Below are 18,721 nucleotides of genomic sequence, written 5' to 3'. Positions count from 1 at the left end.
TAAGAATCGATAGCTTGGGGTTCGTACGTAAAATTACTTAGGTAAAATTGGTTGATATAGTATTAACCAGATGGCAATATTAGTCATCGATAAAGTTAAATTGAATAACGGTTACGTATTAATGATTGTTAGATTTATTGTAGATCTCATGGTTGCAAGATAATTGATAGTTTTTGTTTTATAGAACTTGAGGTCGAATTTTGATTATTTTAATGAGATCGAAAACTCTGACGTTCTCTGCAAAGGGATCGTTGGCCACCGGATGGCAGTGCGCCGTCTAAACGTACGCTCAGGGCGACGGAGGCCGGTAATGCAGCAGAATCGCGATCTGGTGTTTCTTCATTCCCTGGACGAAGGGGTCGTCGGGGTCAATGACTCGTCGACGATTGTGTTCGTGAACGGTTCTGCGGAGCGGATGTTCGGATATTCCGCAGCCGAGATGCTCGGGCAGTCGCTCGACATCCTGATCCCGCATGCGCATCGCGACCGGCACGAGGCCGACGTCGAGGGATTTCGCCAGTCGGCGCAGTCAAGCCGGATGATGCAGGAACGCGGAGGTGTGACCGGCCGGCGTAAGGACGGCAACGAGTTCGACGCCGAGGTTTCAATTTCCAAGACATCGTTCAATGGCGGACAGATTCTTTTGGCCCTGGTCCGGGACGTGACCGAGCGTGCGCGTGCTGATGCTCGCCTGCGGGTGCTCGAGGAACGGCATCGTGTGATCCTGGAGACCTGTGCGGATGCGGTCCTGTTGGCGGACGCGGTCACCGGGTCGATCCTGGACGCCAACGATCAGGCTGGTGTGTTGTTCGGATGCGATAGCTCAGCATTGATCGGGATTCACAAGAAAGAGCTGCGCGCGTGGGATCAGGACAAACAGGATGGATGGTGCGTGGAGCGCACCCAGGCTGCCGGGCGGGCACACACGCCCAACGCGACGATTCGGCGCCGGGATGGCCGGTTGGTGCCGGTTGAAATCACATCGGGCATGACGCAGATTGATGGAGCGCCGACCTTGGTGGGGTTCTTTCGCGACATCACGCCGCACAAGGCGCGTGAACAGGAACTTGTTGAAGCGCAACTTGCCGCCAAGCAGGGGAGCGAGAGCAAGACCCGGTTTCTCGCCAATGTCAGCCACGAACTTCGCACTCCTCTGAATGCAATCATTGGCATGTCGGAGCTCATTCGGGATGAAATGTGGGGGGCGATCGGTAATTCGAAGTACCGTGAGTACGCGACAGATATAAATGACAGCGGTCTTCATTTGCTGGATGTCATAAACGATATTCTGGACTATTCCCGTATCGAAATGGATAAAGTAACGCTGCACGACGACTATATCGATGTTGCGGGCATTCTCGATCAATCGCGCCGGACGGTGCAGCGCTTGTTGGACGAAAGCGGTTTGACGTGTGCATTGCAGGCAACGGGGCCGACGGTTCTCATCGCCGATCGCCGGTCGGTACGGCAGATGCTGCTGAACCTGTTGTCGAACGCTATCAAGCACACGCCCCCGGGAGGGCGGATCACCCTGACCGCCGAGCCCGGTAAGGAGGGGGATCTGATTCTAACCGTGCGGGATTCCGGTGGGGGAATTCCACGCGAGCGTCTGGCCCTGGTCACCGAGCCGTTCAACCTCGACGAGGATATCAGCGTGAGCCGCCAGGGCGGCACCGGGCTCGGGCTCGCCATCACCAAGGGACTGATGGAACGCCATAGCGGCACGATGTCGATTGCCAGTCGGGTGAGCGAGGGTACGACGGTTCGTTTGGTGTTTCCGGTTGAAAGGGTGCCGTTCAGCGGGGCGTGGCAGCGGCCTCAAAGCGCAGAAGACTGCACCGCGGTCTGCGCTTAGCAGCCTGCCCCGCAGCCGGAGGTTTCCGGCTAGGTACGCTACCGACGTATGCTAGAGTCGCCCGGCCCACCACCGACGCGACCGAACATGCTCGACTCTTCCAAGCTAGTCGATTCCGACAAACTCTCGGCACTGCACCTTGCGACCGAACTGAACGCCGGTTCGTCGCGGGTCTATCACGTCGACCGTTTGCACCGGCTGGCGCAGGACGCCGGAGGTTCTGCCGACGATTTCATGTTCCGGCATCCCGAACTGCACCGGATCATCTTCATCAAGCAGGTGCTGCAGGACAGCCGGGATTTGCCGAGCCGGTTCAATCGGATCGGCACCAAGTTGTATTTCGCGTTCAACGAGACGAACGCCTACGAGGGCGGCAAGTCGATCTTTGTCGGCGCCCAGAACTTCGACGATGCGTTGGCGTTCCAGGCGGGATTTGACCGCAAGCGCGGCGTTGAGGATTACATCCGCGATCGCGACATCATCCAGATCTTCGACCAGCTTCCCTCGCTCGATCCGTTCCTGTTGAAGGATCGCCTGCTGGCCGAGGGCATCACGCCGCATCCTGCCTATTTCGAGATCACCCAGGACGAGTGGAGCAAGATTCGCGACCACGTGATGTTGAAATTCCGGCCGATCGTGGAGTTCGCCTTTGCCGGCCTGGATGCCGCCCGCGCCCAGGCGCGCCTGCGGATGCTGGTCGAGAAAATTTGGGACGCCAAGGACATGGAGGCCCTCGGCCCGGTCATCCAGGCAATGGAACTGGATCCGGAGGAGGCACCGGCTTCCCTGTACGCCTGGAAGGGCGTGATCTACTACGACTACCGGATGGCGTCGCTGGAGGCCAACATCCGGCGGTTCGCGCAGTGGCTCGGCAACGAGGCCGAGCCGATCGACCTGATCCCGTCGGCCAATCGCAAGCTGGTGCACGAAGTGCGCGATGCGACCCGTACCGCGTTGCGCGATCGGTGGCGCAAGGCGAAGCTTCGCCTGGACGAATACAACGCCGCCTATCGGGCGCTGTTCGTCGACAAGAAAAGTCCGGGGCCGTTCATCGCCTTTCTCGGCAACGCGTCCGACGTGTTTGCCGAACTCGGCGATTCCCAGTCGCGACTCGACCACGCCAACGAGGTCTGGCGTGCCGTGACCGACCGGCAGGGCACCAAGCGGCTGAAGTACGAACCGCTGCATCAGCTGCTGTCGCTGACCTATCAGATCCTCGCATAGCCGGAATTCGCGCCTTGGAACGGCTGTAACGCGGCGGCGTCCCTAGCGACGCCGGTCGGCATCGCCATATACCCGGTCCCGACACAGCCGCGCGTTGGAGACGGCCATGGCGCCCCCCAGATCCGTACTCGAGATGATCGGCAACACGCCGATGCTGGAACTGACACGCCTGGATACCGGCCCATGCCGGTTGTTCGTCAAACTGGAGAACCAGAACCCGGCCGGATCGATCAAGGACCGGATCGGCCTGGCGATGATCGAGGCGGCCGAGCGGGACGGGCGGCTGAAGCCAGGCGGTGTGATCGTCGAGGCGACTGCCGGCAACACCGGTTTGGGCCTCGCGCTGGTGGCTGCCCAGAAGGGCTACCGGCTGGTCTTGGTGATTCCGGACAAGATGAGCGCCGACAAGATCCGCCATCTGCGCGCGCTCGGCGCCGAGGTGAGGTTGACCCGCTCCGACGTGCCGAAGGGGCACCCGGAGTACTACCAGGACATGGCCGAGCGCATCGTGGCCGAGACGCCGGGCGCATTCTGGGCCAGCCAGTTCGACAATCCGGCCAACCCCCTGGCGCACGAAACCACGACCGGTCCGGAAATCTGGGAGCAGATGGAGGGCCGGGTGGACGCGCTGGTTGCGGGCGTCGGTTCCGGCGGCACCATCTCCGGTACCGGGCGATACCTGAAATCCAAGAACCCCAAGCTGCGGGTGGTGGTCGCCGACCCGGCCGGCTCGGTGGTCGCCGGTGCCGTCGAGACCGGCCGCGTCACGTATGAGGGCGGCTCGTGGCTGGTGGAAGGCATCGGCGAGGATTTCATTCCGCCGAACCTTGACCTGTCGGTGATTGATGACGGGGTCACAGTGACCGACAAGGAGGCGTTCGCGGCGGCCAACGAACTGCTGCGCACCGAGGGCATTCTCGGCGGCACCTCGACCGGCACCCTGCTGGCCGGCGCGCTGCGCTGGTGCCGGCGACAGACCGAGCCGCTGCGGGTCGTCACCTTCGTGTGCGATACCGGCAACAAATACCTGTCCAAGGCTTACGACGACGCCTGGCTGGCCGATCAGGGCCTGCTCGACCGGCCGGCCGCCGGCGACCTGCGCGACCTGATCACACGCCGGGCCGACGAGGGCCGGATCGTTTCGGTCGGCCCCAAGGACACCATCAACACCGCCTACAACCGGATGCGGGCCAACGACGTCTCACAGCTGCCGGTGATCGACGGGACGAAGATCGTCGGTCTGCTCGACGAAGAAGACCTGCTGATGGCGGTGCACGAATGCGCCGATTGCTTCCAGGACACCGTCGACGCCCACATGACCAGCAAACTGGACACCCTGGCGGCCAGCGCCGATACCTCGGCCCTGCTGCCGCTGTTCAGGGCCGACAAGGTTGCGATCGTCGAGGACGGCGAGGGTACCTTCCTCGGCATGGTGACCAAGGTCGATCTCATCAACCATCTGCGCCGAAAGCTCGGCTGACACATCGGAGAGTCGCATGGCGAACACCCGCAACCGGACCGGCTTCGCAACCAGGGCGATCCACGCCGGCCAGGCACCGGACCCGACGACCGGCGCCATCATGACGCCGATCTACGCGACATCGACCTACGTCCAGGAAAGCCCGGGCGTGCACAAGGGATTCGAATATTCGCGCAGCCAGAATCCGACACGGTTCGCGCTGGAGGCCTGCGTCGCCGATCTGGAGAACGGCAACGCCGGCTTTGCGTTCGCCAGTGGTCTGGCCGCCATGGGTACTCTGCTGGAACTGCTGGATTCCGGCGATCACGTGATCGCCATGGACGACTTGTACGGTGGATCCTACCGACTGTTCGAGAACGTACGCCGGCGCTCGTCGGGATTGCAGTTCAGCTTCGTCGACCTGTCCGATCCCGCGGCGTTCGAGGCGGCGATCCAGGAGAATACCAAGATGGTCTGGGTGGAGAGCCCGACCAACCCTCTGCTGAAGCTGGTCGACCTCGACGCCATCGCCGGGATCGCCAAGAAGCACAATCTGATCAGCGTGTGCGACAACACCTTCTGCTCGCCCTACGTCCAGCGCCCGCTGGACCATGGGTTCGACATCGTCATGCACTCCACCACCAAGTACCTGAACGGGCATTCCGACGTGGTCGGCGGCATCGCCGTGGTGGCCGAAGGCCGAGACGTCATTCGCGACAAGCTGGCATTCCTGCAGAACGCCATCGGGTCGATCGCGGGGCCGTTCGACAGCTTTCTGGTGCTGCGGGCGCTCAAGACCCTTCCGGTGCGGATGGAGCGGCACTGCGCCAATGCGCAGCGGATCGCCGAGTTCCTGGAGGGGCATCCGAAGATCGAGAAGGTGTTCTATCCGGGGCTGGCGAGCCATCCGCAGCACGAGCTCGCCAAACGGCAGATGAGTGGTTTCGGGGGCATGGTCACGGCGATCCTGAAGGGAGGCCTCGACGACGCCCGCCGGTTCCTGGAGCGGTGCGAGCTGTTCGCCCTGGCGGAGTCGCTGGGCGGGGTCGAGAGCCTGATCGAGCACCCGGCGATCATGACCCATGCCAGCGTGCCGCGGGAGATCCGCGAGGCTTTGGGCATCTCGGATGGGCTGGTGCGCCTGTCGGTCGGCATCGAGGATTGCGAGGATCTGCTGGCGGAACTGGAGGCTGCGCTGGCCTGATTCCAACCCCACGTTATTTGGGTGCGATAACTAATCCGGCAGCCGGTCGCTGAACCACGGGTGACCCCAAAGCCACCGGCGCAGCTCCGACAGGACCAGGGCGGCACCCATCCCGAGCGCCGGCCAGTGGATCCAGATGCGGTGCGGGGTCGTCAGCAGGTTGATGACCAGCAGGAGGGCGATGATGACGACAATACCGGCGAGGCGTCGCAGAACGCGCGCGCGCCGCGGATTGCGGCGAGTGCCGCCGGTCGTCGCTGGTCCGGATACCGCTATGTTGCCCACGACCGAGGGGTCGACGCCGCTCCGCAGCGCATAGACCCGGATGGGATCGGCGATGTTCTTCAACGGCTGTTGGTCGAATTCGATGAACTCCAGCGCCAGGCGCCCACGGGTCTGTTCGTAGACAGCCCCCGAGATGCAGACGCCTCCTGGTTCGGCCAACGCCTGCAGCCGCGCCGCGACATTGACGCCGTCGCCGAGCAGGTCGTTGCCGTCGACCACGACATCGGCGAGGTTTACGCCGATCCGCAGATCCATGCGGCACTCGTCGGGCTGGTTCGCGGCCCAAACCGCCAAGCGGTCCTGGCTCCCGGCGGCTGCCTGCACGGCGGCTACGGCGCTGGGAAACTCGGCGAGCAAGCCATCGCCGGCCAGGTTGAACACCCGCCCGCCATTCTCTTCCACCGCCGTATGCAGGATCGACCGGGCCTCGTTCAGGCGGGCGAGCGTCCCGGTCTCGTCCGTTCGAACGAGCCGTGAGTAGCCGACCACATCGGCACACAAGATCGCGGAGAGGCGGCGTTCAGCATTCTGCATGGCGGACCCTGTGGAGCGACGGGAGCGTACTACGCGGAATCCGGGTCGCGAAGCCCTGTCGAGCCGTTGAACGGGACGCCGCTACCCTATCGTCCGAGGGCGATCAGGATCACCGACGGCACCACGACGGCGACCGCGGCGACCAGTCGGGCCGTCGGCCGTTCGCGCCGAAACACCGCGATGCTGAGCAGCAGGGTGAACACCGGAGCGGCCGAGACGATCGGCACCACCACGATGATCTGGCCGGTCAGCAGCGCCTGGTTGAGGGCCGTGATTGCCAGCGCCATCGCAACGCCGCTGCCGACGAACCACAATGACGGACTGCCGAGCACGATCTGAGGACGTTCCCGGCGGGCTGCCTGCATCGACAGCAGCAGCACCGACGAGACGCTGAACGACACCAGTCCGGCCACGTAGGCGTCCGGCACCGTGACCATCCCGACCTTGGAAAGCACGTGTGCCAGCGAGCGGATAGCGGCGGCGGCGATCGGAAACCCGAGCGCCCACAGCGGCCAGTCGTTGACGCTGCCGGTCTTGCCGCGGCGCGAAAGCAGAACGATCGAGCCGATGATGCCGGCGGTGCCCACCGCCACCGGCCAGGTGAGCAGTTCGCCGAGCCAGAGCACGCCGAGCGCGGTGCCGAACAGCGGCGACGTCGAGCTGAGGGTGCTGGAGAGCGTCGGGCCCAGGTAGCGCACGCCGGCGACCGACAGGTTGGCGCTCAACGCCGGCCGGAACAGGCCGATGAGGGCGAAGATCCAGATGCCGGCGGCGCCGAGGTAGGTCCAGTCGAGCAGGAACGGCGCCAGCAGCCAGAAGCAGGCGGTCGACGTGACGATGGAGATCATCGTCCCGCTGCGCGAGTCGAGCGTGCGCACCCCGAGGTACTGGCACTGATCGCCCAGGGCGAACAGGAGCGCGGCGACCAGCGCGTAGACCAGCGGGGCGACATCAAGCGGCATGGGTACGCTTTCGCGGAGGGACGGCGATCATTGCCCGGCCAAACGCGAAACGCGAGCCGCAATATCCCGGAACGGCCGGTCGACTGCGCAGCCGACCTGTCAGGCTTCCATCGTGCCGCGAACCGGGTATCCGTCGTTTCTGGCCATCTTGGCGCCGCGCAGCACAAGATCCAGGTCCGGCCGCATGAACGGCGAACTGGCGATCTCGATCATGTGGGCCCGGCCTTCGGGGCTGACGAGGAACAGCCCGGGTTCGGGAAACGGACGGATCGCGTCGGTGTTGACGAACGGGGCCGAGATGTACAGCCCCAGGGCCTGCATCTGTTCGACGGACAGGCCGTAGGCGACTGGGATCGTCAGACCGGCGGCTTCGGCGAACGTGACTGCCTGCTCGCGGGTGTCGCCTGACACGGCGATCAGATCGATGCCCTCGGCCTCGAACTCGGCACTGCGGCCTTCCAGCCGCGCCAGATAGCTCTTGCACACGCCGCAATGCAGGCCGCGGTAGACGAACACGACCCGCCAGCGCGACGCCGTTCCACCGATGGGGGCCGGATCTCCGGCAACGGTCGGCAAGGTGATCGCCGGGACGACGGCGCCGGCGGACAGCTTTTCGGACATGGCGGCGATCCCGGTGCGGCGGGTAGTGGTGCGGGCGCTTACAGTCGTCCGCCGGCCACCCGGATGTTGGCACCGGCAACGTAGCCTGCCTTCTCGCTCATCAGCCAGACGATGGCCTCGGCGATCTCTTCGGCCTTGCCGGCCCGTCCCATCGGAATGTTCGGCAGGTTCTTCTCGATCGCCTCGGCGCTGACCATGTCGGTGGCGGTCATGCCGGGCGACACGGCGTTTACCCGAATGCCTTCGCCGGCCACTTCCTGGCTGAGCCCGGCGTGCAGGGAGTTCACCGCGCCCTTGGAGATCGCGTACAGCACGCCGCTGCCGGGGTTGCCGATATAGGCGGAGCCCGACGATACATTGACGATCGCTCCGCCCTTGCCGCCGTGCTTGGTGGACATCCGCTTGATCGCCTCGCGGCAGGTCAGGATCGAGCCGACCACGTTCACCCGCAGCACGGTGTCGATGGCCTCGACGGTCAGGGCTTCGACCCGGCCCTTCGGGCTGCTGATGCCGGCGCTGTTGACCAAGCCGGTGATCGGCCCAAGCGCGCGCTCGGTCGTTTCGAACATCGCCAGCACATCGGTCTCGCTGCCGACATCGCCCTGGACTGCGACCCCCCGGCGTCCCATGGCGACGATCTCGGCGACCACCGCTTCGGCCGCCGGAGCGTCAGCGCGATAGTTGACCGCGACGTCCCAGCCGTCGCGTGCCAGGAGCCGGCACGTTGCTGCACCGATTCCGCGGGATCCGCCCGTTACCAGTGCAACTTTGGTCACGGCATTCTCCCGGTGTTCAGTGAGCGACCTTTTCGGCCAGCGCCCCGCTGCGTTTGGCGAGGTAGCGCTGGTGACGTTCCTCGGCGCGCCAGAACGGGCCTGCCGGGGTGATTTCGGTCGCGATCGGGCGGGCGAAACGGCCGGATGCGTCGTGTCCGTGCTTGGACTCCCGCGCCACCGCTTCCTGGTCGCTGTCAAAGGTGAAGATGGCGGAACGGTACTGGCTGCCGATATCGGCGCCCTGCCGGTTCACCTGCGTCGGGTCGTGGGCGTCCCAGAACACCTCCAGCAGCTCGTCGTAGTCGACCTTGCGCTGGTCGAACTCGATCAGTACGACCTCGGCATGGCCGGTCGTGCCCGAGCATACCTGCTCGTAGGTGGGATCCGCGACGACACCGCCGCTGTAGCCGACGGCGACGTCGGAGACGCCGGTCACGTTCCGGAACGTCTCTTCCAAACTCCAGAAGCATCCGGCCGCGAACATCGCCTTGGCCATCGTTGCCGTCTCCTCACTTACGTAGCGTCCGGTAAATGTACTTCACCGGTCGTCGGTTCCAGGGGCAACGCCCCCTCTTTATTCTGCGCCGGCGGCGCGCTCGTCCCGCCAGGCGATAGCTGCGCGCAGCCCGTCCGAGCGAGTGATCTCGAGGAAGCGCCGCTTCGTCGGCATGCCTTCTCCCTCGATCAGGGTGTCAATGTCCAGTGCTGCCTCAAGTGCGGCACTCATTCCCATTAGATCATAGGTCCGGTTGATCGCCCGTTTGGTTTCTTTGACCAGGGTTCGGTCCATTCCGGCCATGCGCCGAGCCAGCGCGAGCGCCTCCTCGACGTCCTGCCCATTCGGCACGATGCGGTTGATCAGCCCCATCTCCCGGGCCTCGGCGGCGGTGACCCGGTCGAGCCCGAGCAGGATGATTTCCTTGGCACGCTTCGGGCCGACGATCCACGGCAGAAGCATAACCACGATGCCGGCACCGAACTTCAACTCAGGCTCGCCGAACACCGCGTCTTCGGCTGCCACCGTGATGTCGCAAGCCATCGCCATCTCGCAGGCACCGGCCAGCGCCGGGCCGTGCACCGCGGCCACGGTCGGCTTCGGCAGGTGCCAGAACCGCATTGCGGCGTCGAAATCACGGCGCAGCACCGGCCGCCACTCCGCCACGCCCTGGGGCGTGGCTGCCGCTTGCGCCTGCAGGTCGAATCCGGACGAGAACGCCTTGCCGGCGCCGGTCAGGACCACCGCCCCGACGGCATCGTCGGCCTCGGCCTGGTCGCAGGCAGCCTGCAGGGCATCCAGCATCGGCTGGTCGAGCGCGTTCAGCCGCTCCGGCCGGTTGAGCGTGATCAGGGCAACCGGACCCCGCGTCTCGTAGAGGATCGACTTGTTTGCGGTCACGCTCTTGTGTCCCGGTTTCTTCCACCCTTAGCCTAACGGTAGCGCCCTATGATGGGCGTTGTCTCCTTAGGATCTTCCGCATGACCCCGCTGGCCGACGCTCTTTTCGACGCACTTGCCCGGCGACCGGCCGGCGTGGCGATCACCGGGCCTGACGGAGCGATCACCTGTGGCGAGATCATTGCTGCCGCCGATCTGGGCGCCCGTACCCTGCTGTCGGAGGGATTGCGACCCTTCGCTCCGGTTCCGGTCGAGGTGGACAACCGTCCGACCGATATCATCGACATGCTGTCGGTCTATCGCGCAGGCGGCGTCGCGGTGCCGATCCATCGGGCAACGCCCGAGGTCCGGCGTCGTGAGATGCTGGACCGCCTGCGACCATCACCGACGCTCGATGGCGCATCGACCGTCGTGTTCACCTCAGGATCGACGGGCTCTCCCAAGGGCGTGGTGCTGCGGGGCGATCGGCAGGCCGGCAAGCTGGCGGCGATCGGGGAGGAGACCAAATGGCCTCAGGGACGGCGGACCCTTCTGGCCCTGCAACTCACTTTCAGCTTCGGGCAATGGGTGACCTGGCTCACGTTGCTGCGCGACGGCACGGTGGTTTTCCCGGAGCGGCTGACCCGCGACGCCGTCGTCCAGCGGCTCTCGGCTGGCGGCATCGACTGCCTGCCGGCTGTGCCGACGCTGCTGCGCGGGCTGCTGGACAACGGTCCGGTTTTCGGCGGGACGGTTATGGCCGGCGGAGAGAGCCTGCCGGCCGGGCTCGGCGCGCGGCTGCGGCAGGCGTGGCCCGAAGCCAGGCTGGGTGACATCTACGGACTGACCGAGACCGGCACCTCGGATTTCTTCGTCGATCCGGACGTGTACGATGTTGCGGCAGGATCGCTGGGACGACCGGCCACCGGGATCGACGTCCGGATCGGCGACGACGGGGAGTTGCGGATCCGCTCGCCCTGGGCGATGGCCGGCTACCTGGACGATCCGGGCCGTACGGCGGAGGCGTTCGATTCCGACGGGTTCTTCCGCACCGGCGACCTCGTGTCCTACCGGGCCGACGGCCGGCCGGTGCTGGTCGGGCGCGCCTCCGACATGATCAACAAGGGTGGCCTGAAGGTCGCACCGCGCGAGGTTGAAGATGTGTTGGCCGCCCATCCGGCGGTCGCTGCGGTCCTTGTGACCGGCATTCCCGACCCGGAAACCGGTGAGGCCGTCGCGGCGGCCGTCGTTGCACAGGCCGGCATGGAGATCGATCCGGATGTCCTGCGCGGCTGGGTTGTGGAGCGGACTGAAAAGTACAAGGCGCCCAGCAAGATCCTGGTCGTGCCGGCCCTGCCGGTCGGGCGAACCGGCAAGGCCGATCGCGGGATGCTGCGCGCCCTGTTCCGGAAGTCTCGGCGAGCGCGCTGATCGTCACGTGGCGGCAGGTGGGTCGCCCGGCTTCTGGCGGATCGAGTTCCGGTGGACGGTATAGAGCGTGCTGGCAATGACCAGGGCGGAACCGATCAGCGTGTAGATCGTCGGTATCTCGGCGAAAATCAGGATGCCGGCGACGGTGGCGAACAGCAGCCGTCCATACTCCATCGGTGCGATCGCCGAGGCTTCCCCGGCGGCGTAGGCCTTGATCATGGTCCACTGCACGACCGACATGACGCAGCCGATGGCTGCCATGAAGGCCAATTGCTCCCACGTCGGGGTCACCCACAGATAAATGGTCGGCCCGGCCAGCAGGATGCTCAGGAACACCGATTGATAGGCGATGATGGTGGCCGGCCGGTCCAGCCGCGACACGGTGCGCAGCACGATCTGCACGCCGGCCACGAAGCAGGCCGAGATCAACGCCAGCAGGGCGTACTCGTTGAAATGCTCGGGCGACGGCCGGACGATGATCAGGATGCCGACGAACCCGACCAGAGTGGCGCACCATCGGCGCCAGCCGACGATCTCCTTAAGAATGACCACCGCCAGCATCGTGGTGAACAGGGTACGGGCGAAACTGATGGCGGTGGCTTCGGCGAGCGGCAGGTGCACCAGCGCGGTGAACCCGGTCACCATCGCCACCACCGCCAGCAGCGCGCGCAGGACATGCAGCGGCAGGCGGGTGGTGCGAAAGATCGAGGGAAAGCCCCGACAGATGGCCGGCGAGACCACGACGATCACGAACATCTGCCGGAAGAACAGGATCTCGATTACCGGCAGGTCACGGCCCAGCAGCTTGATGCAGGTCGCCATGACCGCGAAGGCGATGGAGCACAGCACCATCCAGACCGAACCGCGGACGTTTCCGGGAAGATCGGACCACGTTGCGCGAAAAACGGCGAGGCGGGCATTGAACCTGTCTGACAGGGTGTTGGTAGGCAATGACATGGGCTTATGCTGCGGCCGCAGGGTCATCAGTATCGAACAGCGAAGGAGCCACGTCCATGCGGGCACTCGACGGAAAGGTTGTCTGGATCACCGGAGCCGGAACCGGCATTGGCGAAGCCTCGGCGCGGATGCTTGCCCTGGCCGGCATGACGGTCGTGCTGTCGGGCCGCCGGGCGGACCCGTTGGAACAGACCGCGGCCTCGATCCGCGAGACCGGTGGCCGGGCGGAAGTGATCGCGTTGGACGTTGCGGACCGCGCCGCGGTGTTCGATGCGGCCGCAGCGATCGACCGGACCCACGGCCGGATCGACATGCTGTTCGCCAACGCCGGGACCAACCTGACGCCACGGAACTGGAGCGACGCCGTCGACGATCCCTCGGTGCTTGACGGTTGGGATACCGTGATCGATGCGAACCTCAAGGGTGTCTACAACGGCGTGACGGCTGTGCTGCCGGCGATGCGGCGGCAGGCCGATGGATTGATTGTCATCACCTCGTCATGGGCCGGGCGGTTCTACTCGAAGGTCGCCGGCGTCGCCTATGGCGCATCCAAGCACGCGGTGATGTCCCTGAGCGCCCAGGTGAACATGCAGGAAGGCCCAAACGGCATCCGGTCCTGCGCGATCTGCCCCGGCGAGGTGGCGACACCGATCCTCGACCGGCGTCCGGTCAAGCTGACTCGGGAGGAACTCGAGCAGGTGATCCAGCCCTCGGACATCGCCGAAGCGGCGCTGTTCGTGGCCCGGATGAGTGCTGGCACCAGCGTGCATGAGATCCTGATCGCCCCCACCCGGATGCGCGCCGCACTTGGATGAAGCTGCCGAAATCGGCACCGGTGTGATGGCGTGGCCCGGCTTTCCGCAGGTTGCGGACGGGTGATAGCCTCGCTTCGAATTTTCGGGAGACGATGATGGTTTCGCTCGGCCTGTTCCTGATGCCGCTGCACCCGCCGGCGCGGGATCTGACGACCGTTCTGGAGGAAGATCGGGAACTGGTGAAGCTTGCCGACCGGCTCGGCTATGCCGAGGCCTGGATGGGCGAGCATTTCACTTCGACCGGTGAACCGGTGACATCGCCGCTGCTGTTCAACGCCTCGCTGATCTCCGAGACCGAGCGGATCGTCTTCGGCACAGGGGTGATCTCGCTGCCGCAGCAGCACCCGGTGGTGGTGGCCGGGCATGTGGCGCTGTTCGATCACCTGGCGCGCGGCCGCACGATCTTCGGCATCGGTTCCGGCGGGCTGTCGTGTGACTGGGAGGTGTTCGGCAACCTGGACGGCCGGGCGCGCGGCATGGCGATGGTCGAGTCGATCGAACTGATCCTGAAGCTGTGGACCGAGGATCCGCCGTTCCGACACGACGGCACCTACTTCAAGGCCAGCCTGGAGGACCGGATCATCCCGGAGATCGGGGTCGGCCGTCTGATCCGGCCGTACCAGAAGCCGTATCCGCCCATCGCGGTGTCGCTGCGCAGCGCCAACTCCTACACCGCCAAGCAGGCCGGCATGCGCGGCTGGATTCCGGTGTCCGGCAATTTCATTCCGGCGGCCGACATTGCGACCCACTGGCCGACCTACGTTGCCGGTGCCGAGGAGGCTGGACGGCGCGCGGACCCGTCGCTGTGGCGGGTCGGACGCAGTGTGCTGATCACGGAGAGCGACGCCGAGGCCGAGGACGTCATCGCCGATCCGGACGGTGTGTTCACCCGCTACTACACCTATTTGGGCGTTCACGGCCGGATGGCCGGCGGCGACCTGTCCAAGGATATCGACTGGGCCAAGGCGCGGGTCGACGCCGAGGCGACGACGCGATCCCTGGTGATCGCAGGGTCGGCGAAGACCGTCCTGGACCGGTTGGTGGCGTTCCGCGACGAGATCGGGGATTTCGGTACTCTGATGATCACCGGGCATGACATGGAAGGCATGCACGATCAGTGGATGCGCTCCTTCACCAAGATGGCCGAGGATGTCGGCCCGAAGCTATCCCGCTACATGGACGACCGACGCAATCGGCCGTCATCCGCCGCTGCCGATTGAGGAGTTCACCATGCCTGATTCCCGTTCCACCGACGCGGCGCTCTCGAACTCGCCGATCGAGGCGGCCTTCCGTGAGCATACGCCCGGCTCTGCCGCCCTGGCCGCCGAGGCCAAGACCCACTTTCCCAGCGGTATCACCCACGATGCACGCCATCTGAAGCCCTATGGCGTCTATATCGAGCGGGGCGTCGGGCCGCGCAAATGGGACGTCGATGGCAACGAGTATGTCGACTATTTCGGCGGCCACGGGGCGTTGCTGTTGGGCCACGCCCATCCCGAAGTGACGCGTGCCGCGTCGGAGGCGATGGCGATCGGCACCCAGTTCGGCGCCAACCATCCGCTGGAACTCGGTTGGGCCAATGCGGTGAAGCGGCTGGTGCCGTCGGTGGAGCGGGTGCGCTTCACCTCTTCCGGAACCGAGGCGACTCACATGGCCTTGCGGTTGGCCCGCGATTTTACCGGAAAGTCGAAGATCGTCCGCTTCCGCACCCACTTCCACGGCTGGCACGACCACATGACCCACGGTGTGGCGTCGCAGTTCGACGGCTCGGCGTCGCCGGGGGTGCTGGCAGGCGTGGCGGAGAACATCCTGCTGGCCGACCCGAATGACCTGGAAGGCTTGCGCACGCTGCTGGGTGCGCATGACGACATCGCCGCGGCCATCATCGAACCGATCGGCGGATCGACCGGCTATACGGCCCTCAATCCCGATTTCCTGCGGGCTCTGCGCGAGGAGACGGCGAAACGCGGCATCCTGCTGATCCTGGACGAGGTGGTGACCGGGTTCCGGCTGGCGCCGGGCGGCGCGCAGTCGGTGTTCGGGATCACGCCGGACCTGTCGGCATTCGCGAAGATCCTGGCGGGCGGCATGCCGGGCGGTGCGGTCGGCGGGCGCAAGGACATCCTTGACGGGCTGGATTTCGACGCGGCCGAGCAGCGCAAGCGCGAGAAGATCGGCCATCCCGGGACCTTCAACGCCAACCCGGTGTCGGCCGCGGCCGGGACCACGGCGTTGCGGGTGCTGGCGGAGACCGGGGCGTGCGAACGCGCGAACGAGACCGGGGCGGTGCTGCGCGAGCGGTTGAACGCTGTCCTGAAGGACCAGCGCGTGCCGTGGGCGTTCTACGGCGCCTATTCGATCTTCCACCTTTTCGTTCAGGCGGACCGGCCGGTTGCCGACCCGTTCGCCTTCGATCCGATGGGAATTCCCGCAGTCGTCATGAAGGACCGGCCGAAGGAACTGATCCGGCAGCTGCGGCTGGCCATGCTGGTGAACGGCGTCGATCTAAATCCTGGTTGCGGTGGCCTGCTGTCGGCGACCCATGGCCCGGACGAGATCGATGCGACAGTGGGAGCGTTCACCGAGTCGCTGGCGATGCTGCGCCGGGCCGGTGAAATCGCATGAGAATACGACCTTGACCGCGGTCGCCGGTGACGGCGATCGGGGAAGGCGGGGGCGCGGCCCGCTTTCCCTGATCGCCGAGGCCGAGTTCCGCAAGCTCTGGAGCGTCGGTGTCCTGATGGGCGCCATGCGCTGGCTGGAACTGCTGGCGATCGGCGTATGGACCTACGCGTTGACCGAGTCGCCGGTTGCGGTGGCGATGATGACGATCCTGCGCATGCTGCCGATGGCGCTGTTCGGGACGGTCATCGGTGCGATGGCCGAGCGGCTTGATCGCAAGGCGATCCTGGTGGCGAGCCAGGCCATTATGGCGGTCACCTCGTCGCTGCTGGCGTTGTTGGTTGCAGCGGGCGCCATCGAGCTGTGGCACGTCGGAGTCGGCGCGTTCGTCAACGGGCTGTGCTGGTCGACCGACCTGCCGGTGCGTCGCACGATCCTGGGCGAGAGCGTCGGTGCTGATCGGATCGGCCCTGCCATGTCGATGGATTCGGCGTCCAACAACGCCACGCGGATGGTCGGGCCGCTGGCCGGGGGCGCGTTGTACGCGGCGGTCGGGTTGAGCGGTGCCTACGCGGTGGCAGCGGTATTCTACGCGGTGTCGGCCCTGGTGGCGGTGTCGATCCGCTTCACCCCGGTGCCGCAGGAGCCGAGGCCGTTCGCCCTGATCGCGGAGATCCGTGAGGGACTGGCATTCCTGCGCCGTACCCGCGCGCTGTTGGGGCACCTCGGCGTCACGGTGACCGTCAACATGTTCGCCTTCCCGTACGCCGCGATGGCGCCGGTGGTCGGCCGCGAGACTTTCGGCGTCGACGCGGTCCGGATCGGGTTGCTGCTGACGGTCGAAGGAATCGGCGCGTTTGCCGGGGCGGTCGCCATCGCGTTCCTGGCGACGCCCGCATGGTTCCGACGGATCTACGTCTGCGGCAGCGCGCTGTTCATGGCGGCCGTGCTCGCCTTCTCGGTCACCACCAGTTACTCGATGGCACTGATAATCCTGACGATCGGCGGCTTCGGCATCGCCGGCTTCGCATCGATGCAGAGTGCCATCATGTTCGGCGAGGCCCCGGTGGCGATCCGGTCGCGGCTGATGGGGGTCTTGTCGGTGTGCATCGGCGCCGGGCCGATCGGCGTTCTGCACGTCGGCTGGCTGGCCGACCGGATCGGCGGTTCGCTGGCGCTGACCGTGATCGCGACCGAGGGACTGGTCGTGATGGCGATTCTGCTGTTGGTCGTTCCGGAACTGCGCCGACCCGGATCGCCGGCCTTCAGCGTACCCGCCGCGACGGATCGCGAAGGTCGTGATGGAGCATCGAGTTGAGCTCGGTGCGGTGGATTCCGATATCCTTGAGGGTACGGTCGTCGAGCCCCTGCAGCACCGCGTAAGCCTGGGCCTGACGCAGCAGGCAACGGGCGGTGTGCCAAACCGCCTGCATGCGGGACAACAGAGCGTGCAGGGGCGATGCGGCCTGTCCGACGTGCGGAGTGGCCAGCATGGTCTGCAGGCAGGGGTTGGAATTCTGAACTGCCGTGGTCATGGCTGAACATCCTTTCGGCGTTTCGCTCGCATCACTGTGTGCGAAGCGACTGCATGGCAGATGATTGGTCTTGATATGAGTTAAAATGATCGATACTGGCGGTCTGTCGTTCGATTTTGGAATTAAATATGGCATGATGCCGCGTCCGTCCGCGTTGACAGCGTTCAGCGCCCGGTGTGTTCTGCCGATCCCACCCAGTCACCAGATCCCGGATGGCAATGACCGACAGCACTGACCCGGCGCACCTCGTGGCGCTCGACGCCCGCGCCCTGATCGTCCGCACGCCCTGTGGCGACGGCTCGATGGTGTGGCGGATCTGGGGCGAGGGCGAACCCGTGGTGCTCCTGCACGGCGGCTTCGGGTCGTGGAACCACTGGGTCCGCAACATCGATGCGCTGGCTGGTGCAGGCTATCGGGTGATCGCCGCCGACATGCCGGGCCAGGGCGACAGCGACGATCCGCCGTTTCCCTACGACGCTGATAACCTCGCGGAGATTGTGGCGGACGGAGTTCGAAGACTCACTACGGAAGGCGAACGGGTCCGGCTGGTCTGCTTCTCGTTTGGCGGGGTGATCGGCAGCGTCGTCGCCGCTCTGCTGGGAGACCGGGTCAAGAGCTTCACCGGTGTGGGTGCGGCCGGCTTCGGCAAGCGCGGACGGGTGACCGAGGACATGACCCGGATCACCCCGGACATGCCCCGCGACGAACAGGATGCCGCCTACCGGCGCAACATGGCGATCCTGATGGTGGCGGATCCGGCCAATGTCGATGACCTGGCGATGCTGATCCAGCGCAGCAATTCAGAACGCAACCGCATCCGCTCGCGGCCGATCTCGCTGACCGACAAGTTGTCGATCACGCTGCCGGCGATCAAGGGCCGGATCAACCTGATCTGGGGCGACCGCGACGTCACCGCGATCGGGTACTTCGAACCACGGCACGCGATGGTCCGCGCGCTGCAACCGGATGCCCAGATCGCCATGCTCGACGGGGTCGGGCACTGGGTGCAGTACGAGGATGCACCGCGGTTCAATGAGACCCTGCTGCGGTTTCTTGCCGCCGACTGA

Annotated in this window: 18 protein-coding genes; 10 read left to right on the top strand and 8 right to left on the bottom strand. The window is 65.4% G+C overall.

The features are described from left to right. Positions 1 to 310: 310 nt before the first annotated feature. The 4 genes from RIC54_RS19190 to RIC54_RS19175 all read left to right on the top strand — a co-directional run bounded on the left by RIC54_RS19190 (position 311) and on the right by RIC54_RS19175 (position 5,742). Complete coding sequence (locus tag RIC54_RS19190; protein WP_350096613.1) at positions 311 to 1,855, top strand: sensor histidine kinase; 1,545 nt, start codon at positions 311 to 313, stop codon at positions 1,853 to 1,855. Positions 1,856 to 1,942: 87 nt separating this feature from the next. Further along, positions 1,943 to 3,079, top strand: a complete 1,137-nt coding sequence (locus RIC54_RS19185) for a hypothetical protein (RefSeq protein WP_350096611.1) — start codon at positions 1,943 to 1,945, stop codon at positions 3,077 to 3,079. 106 nt (positions 3,080 to 3,185) lie between these two features. After that, on the top strand, positions 3,186 to 4,559 hold the full coding sequence (locus RIC54_RS19180; protein WP_350096609.1) for a pyridoxal-phosphate dependent enzyme: 1,374 nt from the start codon (positions 3,186 to 3,188) through the stop codon (positions 4,557 to 4,559). 16 nt (positions 4,560 to 4,575) lie between these two features. Beyond that, positions 4,576 to 5,742 (top strand): cystathionine gamma-synthase, encoded by a 1,167-nt coding sequence (locus RIC54_RS19175; protein ID WP_350151327.1) that lies wholly within the window; start codon positions 4,576 to 4,578, stop codon positions 5,740 to 5,742. A 30-nt stretch (positions 5,743 to 5,772) separates the two neighbouring features. On the opposite strand, the gene RIC54_RS19170 is transcribed toward RIC54_RS19175, so the two are convergent. From RIC54_RS19170 to RIC54_RS19145, 6 genes are all read right to left on the bottom strand, one after another. Next, entirely contained in the window at positions 5,773 to 6,561 is a 789-nt protein-coding gene (locus tag RIC54_RS19170) for an adenylate/guanylate cyclase domain-containing protein (RefSeq protein WP_350096605.1), read from the bottom strand. 86 nt (positions 6,562 to 6,647) lie between these two features. Next, on the bottom strand, positions 6,648 to 7,523 hold the full coding sequence (locus tag RIC54_RS19165; protein WP_350096603.1) for an EamA family transporter: 876 nt from the start codon (positions 7,521 to 7,523) through the stop codon (positions 6,648 to 6,650). A 99-nt stretch (positions 7,524 to 7,622) separates the two neighbouring features. Then, the gene (locus RIC54_RS19160) at positions 7,623 to 8,144 is read right to left on the bottom strand and encodes a peroxiredoxin-like family protein (protein WP_350096601.1); all 522 of its coding nucleotides are present in this window, start codon (positions 8,142 to 8,144) and stop codon (positions 7,623 to 7,625) included. Between the two features lie 38 nt (positions 8,145 to 8,182). Then, the gene (locus tag RIC54_RS19155) at positions 8,183 to 8,920 is read right to left on the bottom strand and encodes an SDR family oxidoreductase (protein ID WP_350096599.1); all 738 of its coding nucleotides are present in this window, start codon (positions 8,918 to 8,920) and stop codon (positions 8,183 to 8,185) included. A gap of 16 nt (positions 8,921 to 8,936) precedes the next feature. After that, entirely contained in the window at positions 8,937 to 9,416 is a 480-nt protein-coding gene (gene msrA, locus RIC54_RS19150; protein ID WP_350096597.1) for a peptide-methionine (S)-S-oxide reductase MsrA, read from the bottom strand. Between the two features lie 78 nt (positions 9,417 to 9,494). Then, positions 9,495 to 10,316, bottom strand: a complete 822-nt coding sequence (locus RIC54_RS19145; RefSeq protein ID WP_350096595.1) for an enoyl-CoA hydratase/isomerase family protein — start codon at positions 10,314 to 10,316, stop codon at positions 9,495 to 9,497. A gap of 80 nt (positions 10,317 to 10,396) precedes the next feature. On the opposite strand from RIC54_RS19145, the gene RIC54_RS19140 reads away from it, so the two are divergent. Then, positions 10,397 to 11,725, top strand: a complete 1,329-nt coding sequence (locus tag RIC54_RS19140; RefSeq protein WP_350096593.1) for a class I adenylate-forming enzyme family protein — start codon at positions 10,397 to 10,399, stop codon at positions 11,723 to 11,725. 3 nt (positions 11,726 to 11,728) lie between these two features. On the opposite strand, the gene RIC54_RS19135 is transcribed toward RIC54_RS19140, so the two are convergent. After that, positions 11,729 to 12,682, bottom strand: coding sequence for a DMT family transporter (locus RIC54_RS19135; protein ID WP_350096591.1), 954 nt, complete (start codon positions 12,680 to 12,682; stop codon positions 11,729 to 11,731). Positions 12,683 to 12,738: 56 nt separating this feature from the next. Here RIC54_RS19135 and RIC54_RS19130 point away from each other — a divergent pair, with 56 nt between their 5' ends. The 4 genes from RIC54_RS19130 to RIC54_RS19115 all read left to right on the top strand — a co-directional run bounded on the left by RIC54_RS19130 (position 12,739) and on the right by RIC54_RS19115 (position 17,437). Beyond that, complete coding sequence (locus RIC54_RS19130) at positions 12,739 to 13,497, top strand: SDR family oxidoreductase (RefSeq protein WP_350096589.1); 759 nt, start codon at positions 12,739 to 12,741, stop codon at positions 13,495 to 13,497. 95 nt (positions 13,498 to 13,592) lie between these two features. Beyond that, complete coding sequence (locus RIC54_RS19125) at positions 13,593 to 14,717, top strand: LLM class flavin-dependent oxidoreductase (protein WP_350096587.1); 1,125 nt, start codon at positions 13,593 to 13,595, stop codon at positions 14,715 to 14,717. 10 nt (positions 14,718 to 14,727) lie between these two features. Next, positions 14,728 to 16,122 carry an aspartate aminotransferase family protein gene (locus RIC54_RS19120; RefSeq protein WP_350096585.1) on the top strand — a complete coding sequence of 465 codons (1,395 nt, stop codon included), beginning with the start codon at positions 14,728 to 14,730 and terminating at the stop codon, positions 16,120 to 16,122. Between the two features lie 10 nt (positions 16,123 to 16,132). Then, the gene (locus RIC54_RS19115; protein WP_350096583.1) at positions 16,133 to 17,437 is read left to right on the top strand and encodes an MFS transporter; all 1,305 of its coding nucleotides are present in this window, start codon (positions 16,133 to 16,135) and stop codon (positions 17,435 to 17,437) included. On the opposite strand, the gene RIC54_RS19110 is transcribed toward RIC54_RS19115, so the two are convergent. Further along, a complete protein-coding gene (locus RIC54_RS19110) occupies positions 17,385 to 17,654 on the bottom strand; it encodes a DUF1127 domain-containing protein (RefSeq protein WP_350096581.1) in 270 nt (89 codons plus the stop codon). The genes RIC54_RS19115 and RIC54_RS19110 overlap by 53 nt on opposite strands. 218 nt (positions 17,655 to 17,872) lie before the next feature. Between RIC54_RS19110 and RIC54_RS19105 the strand changes: the two genes are divergently transcribed. Continuing rightward, positions 17,873 to 18,721, top strand: a complete 849-nt coding sequence (locus RIC54_RS19105) for an alpha/beta fold hydrolase (RefSeq protein ID WP_350096579.1) — start codon at positions 17,873 to 17,875, stop codon at positions 18,719 to 18,721.

The sequence above is a fragment of the Thalassobaculum sp. genome (assembly GCF_040219215.1).
Classification (GTDB): Bacteria; Pseudomonadota; Alphaproteobacteria; order Thalassobaculales; family Thalassobaculaceae; genus Thalassobaculum_A.
Note: the sequence above shows the minus strand (reverse complement) of the source record. Positions and strands in the feature narration are given on the sequence as shown.